At 76.4% G+C, this 13673-nt stretch carries 14 protein-coding genes; 2 read left to right on the top strand and 12 right to left on the bottom strand.

The features are described from left to right. Positions 1–67: 67 nt before the first annotated feature. The 9 genes from NF338_RS13040 to NF338_RS13000 all read right to left on the bottom strand — a co-directional run bounded on the left by NF338_RS13040 (position 68) and on the right by NF338_RS13000 (position 6484). On the bottom strand, positions 68–619 hold the full coding sequence (locus NF338_RS13040) for a NuoB/complex I 20 kDa subunit family protein (RefSeq protein ID WP_047234408.1): 552 nt from the start codon (positions 617–619) through the stop codon (positions 68–70). 56 nt (positions 620–675) lie between these two features. Beyond that, positions 676–1038 carry an NADH-quinone oxidoreductase subunit A gene (locus NF338_RS13035; protein ID WP_047234407.1) on the bottom strand — a complete coding sequence of 121 codons (363 nt, stop codon included), beginning with the start codon at positions 1036–1038 and terminating at the stop codon, positions 676–678. A 106-nt stretch (positions 1039–1144) separates the two neighbouring features. Beyond that, a complete protein-coding gene (locus NF338_RS13030) occupies positions 1145–2479 on the bottom strand; it encodes a geranylgeranyl reductase family protein (protein ID WP_087472805.1) in 1335 nt (444 codons plus the stop codon). 277 nt (positions 2480–2756) lie between these two features. Further along, complete coding sequence (locus NF338_RS13025) at positions 2757–3431, bottom strand: hypothetical protein (RefSeq protein ID WP_264031170.1); 675 nt, start codon at positions 3429–3431, stop codon at positions 2757–2759. A 41-nt stretch (positions 3432–3472) separates the two neighbouring features. Then, positions 3473–4060, bottom strand: a complete 588-nt coding sequence (locus NF338_RS13020) for a signal peptidase I (protein WP_264031169.1) — start codon at positions 4058–4060, stop codon at positions 3473–3475. Beyond that, positions 4053–4529: a hypothetical protein gene (locus tag NF338_RS13015; RefSeq protein WP_264031168.1), complete on the bottom strand. Its 477-nt coding sequence runs from the start codon at positions 4527–4529 to the stop codon at positions 4053–4055. The genes NF338_RS13020 and NF338_RS13015 overlap by 8 nt, the downstream gene beginning before the upstream one ends. Further along, a complete protein-coding gene (locus tag NF338_RS13010) occupies positions 4526–5092 on the bottom strand; it encodes a hypothetical protein (RefSeq protein WP_264031166.1) in 567 nt (188 codons plus the stop codon). The genes NF338_RS13015 and NF338_RS13010 overlap by 4 nt, the downstream gene beginning before the upstream one ends. A 10-nt stretch (positions 5093–5102) precedes the next feature. Further along, positions 5103–5645, bottom strand: a complete 543-nt coding sequence (locus tag NF338_RS13005; protein WP_264031165.1) for an alternate-type signal peptide domain-containing protein — start codon at positions 5643–5645, stop codon at positions 5103–5105. 143 nt (positions 5646–5788) lie between these two features. Continuing rightward, a complete protein-coding gene (locus NF338_RS13000) occupies positions 5789–6484 on the bottom strand; it encodes a demethylmenaquinone methyltransferase (RefSeq protein WP_264031164.1) in 696 nt (231 codons plus the stop codon). Positions 6485–6551: 67 nt separating this feature from the next. Between NF338_RS13000 and NF338_RS12995 the strand changes: the two genes are divergently transcribed. Together NF338_RS12995 and NF338_RS12990 are read left to right on the top strand one after the other, a co-directional pair. Next, positions 6552–7928 carry an isochorismate synthase MenF gene (locus tag NF338_RS12995; RefSeq protein ID WP_264031163.1) on the top strand — a complete coding sequence of 459 codons (1377 nt, stop codon included), beginning with the start codon at positions 6552–6554 and terminating at the stop codon, positions 7926–7928. Between the two features lie 113 nt (positions 7929–8041). Further along, complete coding sequence (locus tag NF338_RS12990; protein ID WP_264031162.1) at positions 8042–8578, top strand: GNAT family N-acetyltransferase; 537 nt, start codon at positions 8042–8044, stop codon at positions 8576–8578. Positions 8579–8791: 213 nt separating this feature from the next. Here NF338_RS12990 and NF338_RS12985 read toward each other — a convergent pair whose 3' ends face one another. The 3 genes from NF338_RS12985 to NF338_RS12975 all read right to left on the bottom strand — a co-directional run bounded on the left by NF338_RS12985 (position 8792) and on the right by NF338_RS12975 (position 13631). Next, a complete protein-coding gene (locus NF338_RS12985) occupies positions 8792–10579 on the bottom strand; it encodes a S1C family serine protease (protein WP_264031160.1) in 1788 nt (595 codons plus the stop codon). Between the two features lie 83 nt (positions 10580–10662). Further along, positions 10663–12633, bottom strand: coding sequence for a 2-succinyl-5-enolpyruvyl-6-hydroxy-3-cyclohexene-1-carboxylic-acid synthase (menD, locus tag NF338_RS12980; protein ID WP_318783070.1), 1971 nt, complete (start codon positions 12631–12633; stop codon positions 10663–10665). Beyond that, positions 12630–13631 (bottom strand): o-succinylbenzoate synthase, encoded by a 1002-nt coding sequence (locus NF338_RS12975; protein WP_412846784.1) that lies wholly within the window; start codon positions 13629–13631, stop codon positions 12630–12632. The genes menD and NF338_RS12975 overlap by 4 nt, the downstream gene beginning before the upstream one ends. Between the last annotated feature and the right edge of the window lie 42 nt (positions 13632–13673).

Below are 13673 nucleotides of genomic sequence, written 5' to 3'. Positions count from 1 at the left end.
CCCGACCGCGGTCCGGAGACCTCCTCGGGCTGCGGCACGGGCGTGCCGCCGCCCGTCTTCTCGTCCGTCACCGCAGCAGCCCCTTCATCTGGAACGTGGGCGTCGCCTCGAGCGCCGCCGCCTCGGCGGCGCGCGCCGCCTCCTTGCGGTTCACGCCGAGCGGCTCGTGCTGGATCTGGTCGTGCAGCGCGAGGATCGCGTTGATGAGCATCTCCGGCCGCGGCGGGCAGCCCGGGAGGTAGATGTCCACGGGCACGATGTGGTCGACGCCCTGCACGATCGCGTAGTTGTTGAACATGCCGCCGCTGGACGCGCAGACGCCCATCGACAGCACCCACTTGGGCTCGCTCATCTGGTCGTAGACCTGCCGCACGACCGGCGCCATCTTCTGGCTCACGCGCCCGGCCACGATCATGAGGTCCGCCTGGCGCGGCGAGGCCCGGAAGACCTCCATGCCGAAGCGCGACAGGTCGAACCGCGACGCGCCGGCGGCCATCATCTCGATGGCGCAGCACGCGAGCCCGAACGTCACGGGCCACAGCGACGCCTTGCGCAGGTATCCCGCGAGGTCCTCGATCGTGGTGAGCAAGAAGCCCGAGGGAGCCTCCTCGATCCCCATGGTGTTCTCCTAGTTCTCTCGCCGGAGCCCGCTGGCGCGGACGGTCGGTCGCACGCTCAGTCCCACTCGAGACCACCCCGGCGCCACTCGTAGACGAACGGGACGGTGATGAGCGCCAGGAACGCGAGCATCGCGACGAGGCCGAAGGTCGCGAGCGTCGCGAAGTCGACCGCCCACGGGTAGAGGAAGACGACCTCGATGTCGAAGACGATGAACGTCATGGCGACGAGGTAGTACTTGATCGGGAAGCGCCCGCCGCCGATCGCGTGGGGCGTGGGCTCGATGCCGCACTCGTAGGCGTCGAGCTTGGCGCGGTTGTACCGCTTGGGGCCGATGACCGCGCTCGCGGCGACGCCGCCGAGAGCCAGCACGGCGGCCACGCCCATGAGGACGAGAAGCGGTACGTACGGGTTGGTCATCGCGTACTCCTCGAGTGGGGGCTCGGGACGGGGACGCCCGGGCGGTGCCCGGGAAGACCTGCAGGTGGTGCGAGCGCCCGCGTCGTTGCGGGCCCACCTCGTGGGCTCATGACGAGGGCACCACCCTCGTCAGCCCCGCGATGACGCGGTCGACCCAGTCGCCGCCGCGGGGCTCGTAGCAGTCGGACAGGAGCTTGAGGACGAACCGCATGACGACCGGGCGCGGGAGCCCGTAGCGCGTGCAGATCCGCATGATCTCGGGGTGCTCGATGAGCTTCACGAAGTACCGACCGAGCGTGTAGTAGCCACCCAGCTCGCGGCGCATGATCCGCGGGTAGGTCTGCAGCGCGCGCTCACGGCCGCCGTCGGTGAGCCGCACGCGCGACTGGGCGACGACGTCGGCCGCCGCCCGCCCGGCCTGCATCGCGTACGCGATGCCCTCGCCGTTGAACGGGCTGACCATGCCGCCCGAGTCGCCCACGAGGAGCACGCCGCGCGTGTACAGCGGCGACCGGTTGAAGCCCATGGGGAGCGCCGCGCCGCGCACGGGCGCGAGCCGGTTCTCCTCGGTGAACTCCCACTCCTCGGGCGCGTTGCGCATCCAGGTGGCGAAGAGGTCCTTGTAGTCGACGTTCGCCGCCGACTGGCGCGCCGGGGTCGAGCTCACCGAGCCGAGCCCGACGTTCGCGGTCCCGTCGCCGAGCGAGAAGATCCAGCCGTAGCCGGGCAGCAGGTTGGACTCGCGGGGCTTGCCGTCCCACAGCTCGAGGTGCGACTCCATCCACGGGTCGTCGTGACGGGGGGTGCGGAAGTAGGTGCGGACGGCGACGCCGATCGGGCGGTCCTCGCGGCGCGCGAGGCCGAGCGCGAGCGCGAAGCGCGACGAGACGCCGTCGGCGGCGATGACGACGGGCGCGCGGTAGGTGACCTCGTCGCCCGCGCGCCGTCCCTTGTCGTCCACGGGTCGCGCGGTGACGCCGACGACGCGGCCGGTGCGCTCGTCGAGCACGGGGCCCGTGACGGCGGTGCGCTCCAGGAGCTTGGCCCCCGTGCGCTGCGCGTGCTCGGCGAGGGTCCGGTCGAACGAGTGGCGCGCGCGGGCCATGCCGTAGCTCGGGTAGGACGCGAGGTCGGGCCACGCGAGCTCCCACGAGCGGCCGCTCGCGACGACGCGCAGGCCCTCGTTGCGGATCCAGCCGTCCTCGGCGCGCGTCGGGACGCCCATGCGCACGAGCTCGGCGACCGCGCGGGGCGTCAGACCGTCGCCGCAGATCTTGTCGCGCGGGAACGAGGACTTCTCCAGCAGGAGGACGCTCAGCCCGGCGGCGGCGCAGTAGTGGGCCGCCGCGGAGCCCGCCGGACCCGCGCCCACGACGATGACGTCGGCGTCGTCGAGCCTCGCGCCCACCGTGCTCACCTCACCGTCCGGTCGTCGGGACATCTCCTGGTGGTCCACCGTGACCCGGGTCGGGACACGGCGCACCCACGGTCCTTGTGAAGTCGGTCACAATGGACATCGCCACTTTAGTCACTCCCGGCGCGGGATGTGTAGCAAGGCGACCCTTCCCTGGGAGATTGTGTGACGAAGGTCCTCGGGCCCGACGACTCCCGGCCCTGTGGCTCAGGACCGGCGGGCAAGGGGCCCGACCCGTCGATGGCCTAGCCTCTCCGCGCCGCCCCGGGTCCCGGAGCGCGCGGCCGGTTCGTGTCGCCGCAGGTCAGCGTCCGCCGGACGACGCCGTGCGCCGCCGCCCGAGTCGGGCGAGCACCAGCCCGGCACCGGCCGCGAGCGCCGCGGCGACTGCAAGCCCCCACGCGTCCGCCCCGGTGCGCGCCAGCCCGGGACCGGTCGACGGCGGCTCCCCCGGGACGATCGGCGGGGCGGCGTCCGCGACGCCCACGAGGTGCACGGTCTCCAGCACCCCGGCGACCGAGCGGCGCGTGGACGACGGGGCGGCCGCGGACATCGCGACGCTGACCTCCACCCGGCCCACCTCCCCGGGGTCGAGCACGGGCCCCTCCCAGGTCGCGGCGCCCGGCACCGCGCCGTCCAGCCGGACGTCGAGCCATGCGCCGAGCCCCGTCCGCGCGGCCGTCGGGTCGACGTCGGGCGCGAGGTCGACGAGGACGCGCGCCGCCGTCGGGCCGTCGTTGCGGACCCACAGGTCGCGCGCGACCGTCGCGCCCGGCACGACGAGCGCGTCCGGCCCGAAGAGCGACGCCGGGAGCCCGGGTGCCCACGTGGCGCCGTCGGCGCTCAGCCGGAGCGCGTCCTCCTCCCCCGACACCGCGCCCGTGCCCGCCGCCACCCCCACCGCGGGCCCCGCCGCGGCACGCGCCGTCGCTCCCACCGCGGCCTGGCCCGGCCCGGCGAGCACGACCGCGAGCAGCACCCCGGCAAGTGCGTGGAGCGGCCCTCGGCCCCGGTCCCGCCTCACGGGGTCACCGCTGGCGACGCCCGGCGGCGTGAGCGCTCGCGCAGTCCCGCCGCGACCTGCCACGCGCCCCACCCGAGGAGCCCGGCTGCGGCCACGACGGCGACGGTGCGGCGCGTGTCCCCCGACACCGCGGAGCTCACCCACCCCAGCAGCGGGACCGCGTAGACGACCGTGCCGCGGACCTGCACGGGGCGGACCGGCACCGGGTCAGGGGCCGCGTTGGCGTCGCCCTGCGTCGTGAGCACCCGCTCGTCGTCGGCCCCCACCCCGACGGCGACGACCCGGTGGGTGACGACCTCCGGCCGACCCGACACGAGCTGGTACGTGACCACGTCCCCCGGCGCGACGTGCGCGACGTCGACCGGCCGCACGACGACCATCGTCCCGGGCGCGTACGTCGGTCGCATGGACCCGGTGAGCACCGTGTACGGCGTCGCCCCCAGCACGAGCGGCACGACGACCCCCACGAGCGCGAGCGCGACGGCGCACCCGAGCGCGAGCACGCCGAGCGCCCGGGCGAGCGGCCCGTGCCGCCGCGTCGTGCCGCGCTCGCGGTGCTGCCCGCCGCGAGGCCGCTCAGCCACAGGAGACCCCCGAGAGCCCGGTGCCCGCGAGGAGCGCGCCGCGGACCGCGACCGCGTTGCTCGGGACCGAGACCCATCCCGACGCGTGCACGGACTGGACGCTGACCTGCAGGGTCGTGCCGCCCAGCAGCAGGTCGAGGATCGACTGGAGGAGCCCGCCGAGCAGCGACTCGGTGACGACGAGCTGCGTCGCCGTGGTCTCGGTGGTCGTGGACTGCCCGCCTCCCGCGATCGTCACGCGGTAGCGGGCCGGGGCGGGCGTCGGCGCGGTCCACCGCACGGTCGCGCTCCGCGCGAGGTTGGTGCCCGTCGTCGTGCACGTGGTCCCGGTCGGGGCGGGGATCGTCCCCGCCGACGCCGTCGTCCAGAGCGACCCGCTCGCCGCCCACCACGCGACGGCCGGGGCGCCGACGAGCGCGAGCGCCACGGACAGCGCCGCGACGACCCGGAGCCGGGCGCCGCGCGTCACGACGGCCTGCTCTCGAGCGTGACCGTCACCGCGACCTGGGCGCTCTGGCCCTGCCAGTCGCTCGGGCTCCCCGCGGGCAGCGTGTAGCGGACGCACACCTGCGTCGTCGCGCCCCGCGCGTACGTCTGCGGGCTGAGGGCCCCCGCGGGCAGGGCCGTCCCCGTGCACGTCGCCCCGGGGTAGAACGCGACGGTGGGCCGCACGGCCCCCTCGTAGGCCACCGCGAGCCGGTAGCGCCACGTGCCGTCGCCCGTGTGGGTGACGGCGACCACGCCGTCGCGGGACTGGCCCGGCAGCATCGCCGAGAGGTCGGGGAAGGACTGCCACGACGTCTCGACGCCGAACGAGCCCGACCGCACGTCCGCACCGCTCACGGGCCGCGACGCCGACCACGTCGCCCACGCCGCACCCGCGGAGAGCGGCAGCGCGGCGAGCGCGAGCACGACCACGGCGCGCACGGCACCGCGCCGCCCGTGCGCGACGCGTCCGCCCGTGCCGCCCGGACCGGGTCGGGCGCGACGACGTGCGACCCGGGCGCGGCGGCGGGACAGGTCGACGCCCACCGCGCTCCTCTCAGAGGTGCTGCTCGAGCGTGAACGTCAGGCTCGAGAGGTTCACCACGGAGCTCGTCGCGACCTGGCCGGCCGTGGCCGCGTCGAACGTCAGCGTGACGTCGGCGTCGACCGCCGGGTAGGCGGCCGTCGACGGCGCGACCTCGTAGGTCCCGTCACCGTTGGCGGTGGCCCACGCCGGCGGCCCGTCGAGCGCGAACGCCACGTCGAGCGCGTCGACGAGCGCCTGGTCGCCCGTGAGGCCGTCCGTGCCGCTCACGGCGAGCGTCGACTGCAGCGAGTCGCCGATCGCGGTCACCGTGATCGGCTGGCTGAGCGCCAGCACGTCGCCCGGGACGATGCGGACGGCCGTGACGTCCGCGACCGCGGTCCCGTTGAGCGTCCAGGCGGCCGTCCCCAGCGCGAGGTCCAGGTCGCCGGAGCTGATGTCCCCCGCCTCCGCGACGGCCTGCGAGTCGGACCACAGCGCATAGGTCCCGGCCCCTCCGAGGAGGAGGAGCGCCCCCGCCCCGATCGCCAGCGCACCCTTGGTCAGGCGTTCCATGTCGTGCCCCCGTCATGCCGCGCGCGGGCCCCCTTCGGCCGCGCTCGTCCCTCGACGGTAGGCCGGACGGCGCGGACCGGCATGGGGAGCCACCGCGCGGGACGGGTGAATTCGGCGTCGTCAGGACCGCTCCGGCGACGGCGTCAGGCGGGGCGCGTGCCCCGGTGGAGCGCGACGATCCCGCCGGAGAGGTTGCGGTAGGCGACCTTCTCCCAGCCCGCGCGGAGCAGGTGCCGGCCGAGCCCGACCTGGTCGGGCCAGGCCGCGATGGACTCCGCGAGGTACTCGTACGAGCCGCCCTCGCGCGTCACGGCGGCGGCGATGCGGGGCAGCGCCTGCACGAGGTACTCCTGGTACAGGACCCGGAACGGTGCCCACGTCGGGGTCGAGAACTCGCAGATCACGACCCGCCCGCCCGGGCGCACGACGCGCAGCATCTCGCGCAGCGCGCCCTCGGTGTCGACGACGTTGCGCAGCCCGAACGAGATCGTCACGGCGTCGAACGTCCCGTCCGCGAACGGCAGGCGCGTCGCGTCACCGGCGACGAACGGCAGGTCGGGCCGGCGCTCCTTGCCGACCTGGAGCATGCCGAGCGAGAAGTCGCAGGGCACGACCCGTACCCCGTCGTCGGCGAACGGCTCGGACGACGTCCCGGTCCCGGCCGCGAGGTCGAGGACCTTCTCCCCCGGCAGCGCGCCGACCGCGCGCACCGTCGCCCGTCGCCAGGCACGGTCCTGGCCGAACGACATGATGTCGTTCGTCAGGTCGTAGCGCGAGGCGATCCCGTCGAACATCGACGCGACCTCGGAGGGCTTCTTGTCCAGGTTGGCGCGGGGCATGCCGCCCATGCTTCCACGTCCCCGCACCGCAGGGCGCACCCGCGTGCGCGGCTTACGCTGGGAGGCGATGACTGCAGAACCGTCGGCCACGGCCGCACAGCCCCACCCCAGGCCGAGCATCGTCGTGCGGACCACCCGGATCCCCGACCTGCCCGGCGGACTGGACGCCCTCGTCGACCTCCTGCCCGACGTGCGGCCCCTCGCCTGGGTGCGGCGGGGCGACGGGATCGTGGGCTGGGGCGAGGCGCTGCGGCTCGAGACGTGGGGGCCCGGCCGGTTCGCCGACGCCGAGTCCGCGTGGCACGAGACGCTCGCGCGCGCCGTCGTGCGCGACGAGGTCGGTCTCCCGGGAACGGGGCCGGTCGCGTTCGGCTCGTTCGCGTTCGACGACTCCGCGCCCGGCGACGACGCCCACGACCCGGTCCGCGCGGGCGGGGTGCTCGTCGTGCCGCGCGTCGTCGTCGGCCGGCGCGACGGCCGGGCGTGGCTCACCACCGTCGACACCGCCGGGTCGCTCTCGTCCTCCCCGACGGACGCGCTGCGCCGCACGCCCCGCACGCCCGTCACGTCGCCCGGCGAGGTGGCGTGGCACGACGGCGCGCTGCGGGCCGACGACTGGGCCGCGGTCGTGGCGGAGGGCGTCGAGCGCATCCGCTCGGGCGCGCTCGAGAAGGTCGTCCTGGCGCGGGACGTCGTCGCGCACACGGCGGAGCCGGTCGACCCGCGCTGGCTGCTCGCGCGCCTGGCGACGGCGTACGAGGCGTGCTGGACGTTCTCCGTCGACGGTCTCGTGGGCGCGACGCCCGAGCTCCTGGTCCGCAGCGAGAAGGGACTCGTCACGTCGCGCGTGCTCGCGGGGACGATCCGCCGCGGCGGGCTGTCCGACGACGAGGCGCTCCTGCGGGCGGCGCAGCTCGCCCGGTCGTCGAAGGACCTCGAGGAGCACGAGTACGCGGTGCGGTCGGTCGCGCAGGCGCTCGCGCCGTTCTGCTCGTCGATGAACGTCCCCGACGCGCCGTTCGTGCTGCACCTGCCGAACGTCATGCACCTCGCGTCGGACGTGACCGCGGTCCTCGCACGGGGAGCGGTCGCCCCGGGCTCGTCGGGCGGTGCGGCGGCCGGGCCGACGAGCCTCGCGCTCGCCGCGGCCCTGCACCCGTCGGCGGCCGTGTGCGGCACGCCGACGAGCGTCGCGCGCGACGTGATCCGCGAGATCGAGGGCATGGACCGCGGTCGGTACGCCGGGCCGGTCGGGTGGCTCGGCGCGGACGGCGACGGCGAGTGGGGCATCGCGCTGCGCTCGGCGGAGCTCTCGGCGACGGACCCCCGGTCGGTGCGGCTGTTCGCCGGCTGCGGGATCGTCGCCGCGTCCGACCCGGCGGCCGAGGTCGCCGAGTCGGAGGCGAAGCTCGAGCCGATGCGCTACGCGCTCGGCGAGGCCTGACGGCCGCGGTGCCCTGCGCGGGCCCGCGGGCGTGCGGAACGTCACCCCCGCCGACTTTCGACCGCCACCCGGACGACCAGGCCCGGCGCCCTCGGCGCTGCTAGTTTCGGGAGGTGTCCGACTCCTCCCAGTTTTCCCGTCCCCGCTCCACCGCCCCGTCCGGCGTGCTCGTCCGTCGGGCCGTCGTCGCCGACCGTGACGCCGTGTGGCCGCTCGTCCTCGAGCTGCCCCGCCACGACCCCGAGCGGGACGCGTTCGAGCGGTCCTTCGGACCGCTGCTCGCCGCGCTCGACACGTACTTCGCCGTGGCGGAGCTGCCCGACCACGGCGTGGTGGGGTACCTGCTCGCGAACCGGCACCTGACCTTCGCGTCCAGCGGCGTCGTCTGCCGGGTCGAGGAGGTCGCCGTCCTCCCGTCGCACCGCCGCCAGGGCATCGGCCGCCTCCTCCTCGAGAGTGCCGAGGAGTGGGCGGCGGAGGTGGGCGCGCGCCGCGTCGGCCTCGCCACCGGGCTCTCCAAGGAGTTCTACGTCTCCGGCGGCTACGCCGAGACCGCCGGCTTCTTCACCAAGCGCGTGGAGGCACCGTCGTCGCCGGCCGCGTCGGGCGACGCCGCGCCGTGGGCACCGAACGTCGCGGCCACCGACTGAGCGGGGCACCACCGACGACGAGCGGCCGGCACGGGGATCCGTGCCGGCCGCTCGTGCGATGGCCCGACCGTGGGGGGACGTCCGCGGTCCGGCCACCCGCCCGTCGCGGTCAGAGGTCGCGACGGGACGTGGCGCGGGGTGCGGGTCGCGCGTGCCGGCACGACGACCCGCCCCCGCAGATCGGGGGCGCCCCTCGCGGGGCGCCCGTCAGGGTCAGCCCTGGCCGCCGAAGAACCAGTCGAACGGGTTCGGCACGTTGCCCGGGTCGGTCGGGTCGGTCTGCTGACCCTGGTCGCCGCCCTGGTCACCCTGGCCGGGGAGCTGGCCCTGGCCGTCCTGGCTGCCGCCCTGGCCCGGGAGCTGGCCCTGACCGTCCTGCGAGCCCTGGCCGGTGGTCTCGTCGTCCGCGGGGCGCGTCGCGAGGGTGACGTCGAGCTCGAGCGTCTTGCCGTCGCGCACCACGGTCAGCGTGGACTTCGCGCCCGCGGCGCGCTCGCGGACGAAGGCCGTGAGCGACTCCGCGCCGCCGACCGCGTGACCGTCGATCTCGACGATCACGTCGCCGGACCGGATGCCGGCGTCGGCCGCGGGCGACCCGTCGGTCACCTCCTGGACCTCGGCGCCGCGGCGCGTGACGCCGTCGGCGGTCGCGGTGGCGTCCGCGAGCGTCACGCCGAGGAACGCGTGCTCGGCGGTGCCGTTCTCGATGAGCTGCTCGCTGATCGACTTCGCGAGGTTCACGGGGATGGCGAACCCGAGGCCGATCGAGCCGGACTGGGTGCCTCCGCCCGACAGCGTCGCGATCGACGACGTGATGCCGATGACGCGACCCTGCGCGTCGAACAGCGGGCCGCCGGAGTTGCCGGGGTTGATCGCGGCGTCGATCTGGATGGCGTTCGTCACGACGGACGTGCCGCCGTCCTCGCCCGACGCGGAGACCGGGCGGTCCACGGCCGACACGATGCCGGTCGTCGCGGTGTTCGCGAGTCCCAGCGGGTTGCCGACCGCGAGGACCGACTCGCCGACGCTCACGTCGTCGGAGTCGCCGAGCGTCGCGGGCTGGAGGTCGTCGGGCGCGTCGACGAGCTGCACGACGGCGAGGTCCGTCGCCGGGTCGAGCCCGACGATCTTCGCCTCGAAGAGGCGGCCGTCGCTGAGCGTCACCTGGACGGTGTCGTTCTCCGCGCCGGACACGACGTGGTTGTTCGTCAGGACGTGGCCCTTGTCGTCGATGATGACGCCCGACCCCTCGGCGCCGCCCTGCTGGGTCTGCACCTGGATCGCGACGACCGACGGGGAGACGGCCTTCGTCACGGACTCCCAGTTCGGGTTCTGCGAGGACGAGTCGGAGACGGGCGCGGCCGTGTTCTCCTGGTGCTGGCCGACGTCGGCGAGCGACGCGGTGTCCTGGTCGGGGCTGAACGCACCGGTGAGACCGGCCGTGCCGACGCTCGCGAGGACCGCGGCCGCAGCCGCCGCGCTCACGACCGGCACCCACGTGCGTCGACGCTTCGGGGACTCCGCCCCGTCCTGGGCGGTCGGGACCGGCGGCGCGGGCGGCGGGCCGTAGGCGCCCGACGGCGCGTGCGGGCCGGCGGGGGTGCCCTGGGCGGGTCGTGCGTAGGGGTTGGGCATCGGCGTCGCGGCCGCGTGTCCGGACGGCACGGGCCGGGGCGGCGCGACGTGCTGCACGTGCTGCGGCGCGGCGAGCGGCTGCGTCGGGTGCGTGATGGGGTGCGCGGGCGCCTGCTCACCGGCGGCGGCCGGGGCCGGGCTCGGGGTCGGCGTCGTGACGGGGTTCGTCGCCGCGGGCAGCGGCTGCGTCGCGCCGACCGGGGCGAGCGGCTGCGTGGGCGTCTCGACGGCGATCGTCGCGGCGCGCTCCGCGGCGGCGGGCGTCGTCGTAGGGGTCGCGGGCGCAGGCGTCGTGGGCGCCGCGGCGACCGGTGCGTCGGTGGTCGGCGTGGTGGGGGTGGGCTCGGTGCCCGGGGTGTGGGTCATGGTGGGCCTCCTCGTTTCTGCCCACTACTTCACACCCGCGCGCTTGAACGACGCTTGAACGAGCCTGGGAGTTTGCTGCGAGTTCAGGCGAGCGCCGCGCGCACCGCCTCGTGGACGCGCCCGGCGAGACGCTGGCCCGCCGCGCGCCGGTCGGCGCGGGGGACGCGCACCTCGAGCACCTGGACGCCGTGGCTCGGTGCGGCCAGCGCGTGCCGCAACGACGGGACGTCCTGCACGAGCTGGTGGTCCACGCCGTACCCGGCGCAGAGCTGGGCGAGGTTCGCCCCGTGCGGGGTCGCGAAGACCCGCTCGAACGCGCGGCCCGCCGCCTCCGACGTCTCCCCGAGCCCGCCCGGCTCGAGCCCCGCGAAGATCGAGCCGCCGTCGTCGTTCACCACGACGAGCTGCAGGTCGACGTGCGGCTCGTGCGGGCCCCGCAGCAGGCCGCCCGCGTCGTGGAGGAACGTGAGGTCGCCGAGCAGCGCGCACGTGCGCCGGTGCGGGCGGGCCGTGGCGACCGCCGCCCCGAGCGCCGTGGACACGGTGCCGTCGATCCCGGCGAGGCCGCGGTTCGCCAGGACGCGCGGCGCGTCGGCGTCGAGGCCGAGCACGAGGGCCAGGTCCCGCACCGGGTTGGACGACCCCACCACGAGGAGGTCGTCCGGCCCGCATCCTCCGACGACGGCGCGCGCCACGCTCGGGCCGTCGGTCCGCGACCCGTCGGTCGCCGCGGCGACGACCTCCGCGGCCGCTGCCGACGCCCCGCGCCAGCGCGCGAGCCACCCCGCGTCGGTCGCGTGGCCCGACGCCGGCCCTGGCGCGGGCTCGGACGGGTCCGGGGTACCCGGGCGCGGGTCGAGCCACCGCTCGGGTACCGCCGTCAGGACCGTCGACGCGTTGCGCGCGGCGTCGGGCCACGGGCCGGCGCCCGGCGAGACGACGCTCACCTCGACGTCGGGCCGCCCGAGCAGGCGCTGCACGGGCCGCGAGAGCGTCGGGCGGCCGAGCACGACGACGTGCTCGACGCCGTCCACGAGCGCGTCGACCCCGAGCACGAGCGCGTGCGCGACGACCAGGTTCGGGCCGCCCGCCGCCCCCGACGACGGCTCCGCGAGCAGCGGCCAGCCGCGCGCCTCGGCGAGGTCGCGGGCGACGCGGCCCGCCCCGTCGCCCGCGACGACGACGGTCCGCACGCCGGGGACGGGCACGGCGACAGGCACGGCGACGGGCACGGGGACGGGCACGACCGACGCGCCGACGAGCGCGGCGTCGTCGCGCGGCTGCGGGCCCGACGGCACGGCGGTGGTCAGCACGGCGGCCGCGCGGACGCCGCGCGGGTCGGGACCCGGTGCGGCGAGCGCGTCGACGCCGGCCGCGGCGACGGGGACGAGGGGCTCGCGGTACGCGAGGTCGAGGTGGACCGGGCCGGGGTGCCCCGAGCGTGCGCCGACCGCCTCGGCGAGCGCGCGCGTCGCGACGGCGAGGAGGTCGCGCACCTCGCCCGGGCGGCCGTCAGGAGCGGGGACGTCCGCGGCGAACCGCACGGCCGGTCCGAAGAACCCGGCCTGGTGCGTCGTCTGGTTCGCGCCCGTGCCCCGCAGCTCGTGCGGCCGGTCGGCGGTGAGGAGCACCAGCGGGACGCCCGTGTGGTGCGCCTCCAGCACCGCGGGGTGCAGGTTCGCGACGGCCGTCCCGGAGGTCGTGACGATCGCGACCGGCCGGGGCAGCGCGACGCCGCCGTGCACGACCGGCCCCGCGCCGCGCGAGAGGCCGACGGCGAGGAAGCCGGCCGCGCGCTCGTCGACCCGCACGTGCAGCGTGAGGTGCCCGAGGTCGGACGCCGCCGCGAGCGCGTAGGCGAGCGGTGCGCTGCGCGACCCCGGCGCGAGGACCACGTCGGCGACGCCCGCGAGCGCGAGGCGGTGCACGAGGGCGAACGCGCTGCGCACCGCGGGCGGTTGCGCGTCCATGCCGTCGAGCAGCGGGTCGAACGCGGTCGCGCCGTCGCGCGGTGCGGCGGCGCCGGGGCCCGGTGCGCCGGCGGGCGCGCTCATCGCGCACCCCCCGTGAGCGCCAGGCCGGCGACGCGATCGAGCCGTTCGCGCCAGCGCCGGTCGGTCTCGTCGTCCGCCGCGGTGGCCGCGAGCGCCGCGGCGGAGGGCGCGGGGCGGACGACGGGAAGCGCACCGTCGACGGGCACGAGGGGCGGGTCGGCCACGTCGGCGACGAAGAGGTTGACGGTCGCGAGCCCGCACGCGTAGGGCAGCGTGGGGAGCGCGGCCGCGAGCGCGACGCCCGCGGCGATGCCCACGGACGACTCGAGCGCGGACGACACGACGACGGGGAGCCCGACCTGCTCGGCGAGGTCGAGGCACGCGCGCACGCCGCCGAGGGGCTGGACCTTGAGGACGACGACGTCCGCGGCGTCGGCGCGCACCACGGCGAGGGGGTCCGCGGCCCGGCGGATCGACTCGTCGGCAGCGACCGGCACCGCGGCGTCGCCCCGCTGCCCGCGCCGCACGGCCGCGAGCCCCGCGACGTCGGCGCACGGCTGCTCGACGTACTCCAGCCCGCCCGCCGCGCGGTCGAGGAGGGGTAGGCGCCGCAGGGCCTCGTCGACGTCCCACGCCCCGTTGGCGTCGATCCGCACGCGCCCGCCCGGGCCGAGCGCGTCGCGCACGGCCTCGAGGCGCGCGACCTCGGCTCCCAGGGGTTCGAGCGCGCCGTCTGGCCCGTGCTGCGCGACCTTGACCTTCGCGGTGCGGCACCCCCCGGACGCGGCGACGAGCTCGCGCGCGCGGTCGGGCCCGACCGCGGGGACGGTGGCGTTGACGGGCACGCGGTCGCGCACGGCGTCCGGCCAGCCCTCGTGCGCGGCCTCGTGCGCCGCGCGCAGCCAGGCGGCCGACTCGGCGTCGTCGTAGTCCCAGAACGGGGAGAACTCGCCCCAGCCGGCCTCGCCGCGCAGCAGCACGCCGTCGCGCGCGTCGAGCCCGCGGAACCGCGTGGTCAGAGGGGTGCGGTAGACGACGGTCTCGAGAGGGTCGGGCACGCGTTCCAGGCTAGGCCACCGCGGGCGGTCCCACGTCGCCGG

Origin of the sequence: Cellulosimicrobium sp. SH8, assembly GCF_025818875.1 — a bacterium.
In the GTDB taxonomy this organism is placed as follows: Bacteria; Actinomycetota; Actinomycetes; order Actinomycetales; family Cellulomonadaceae; genus Cellulosimicrobium; species Cellulosimicrobium cellulans_D.
This window is presented reverse-complemented; position numbering and strand designations above follow the sequence as displayed.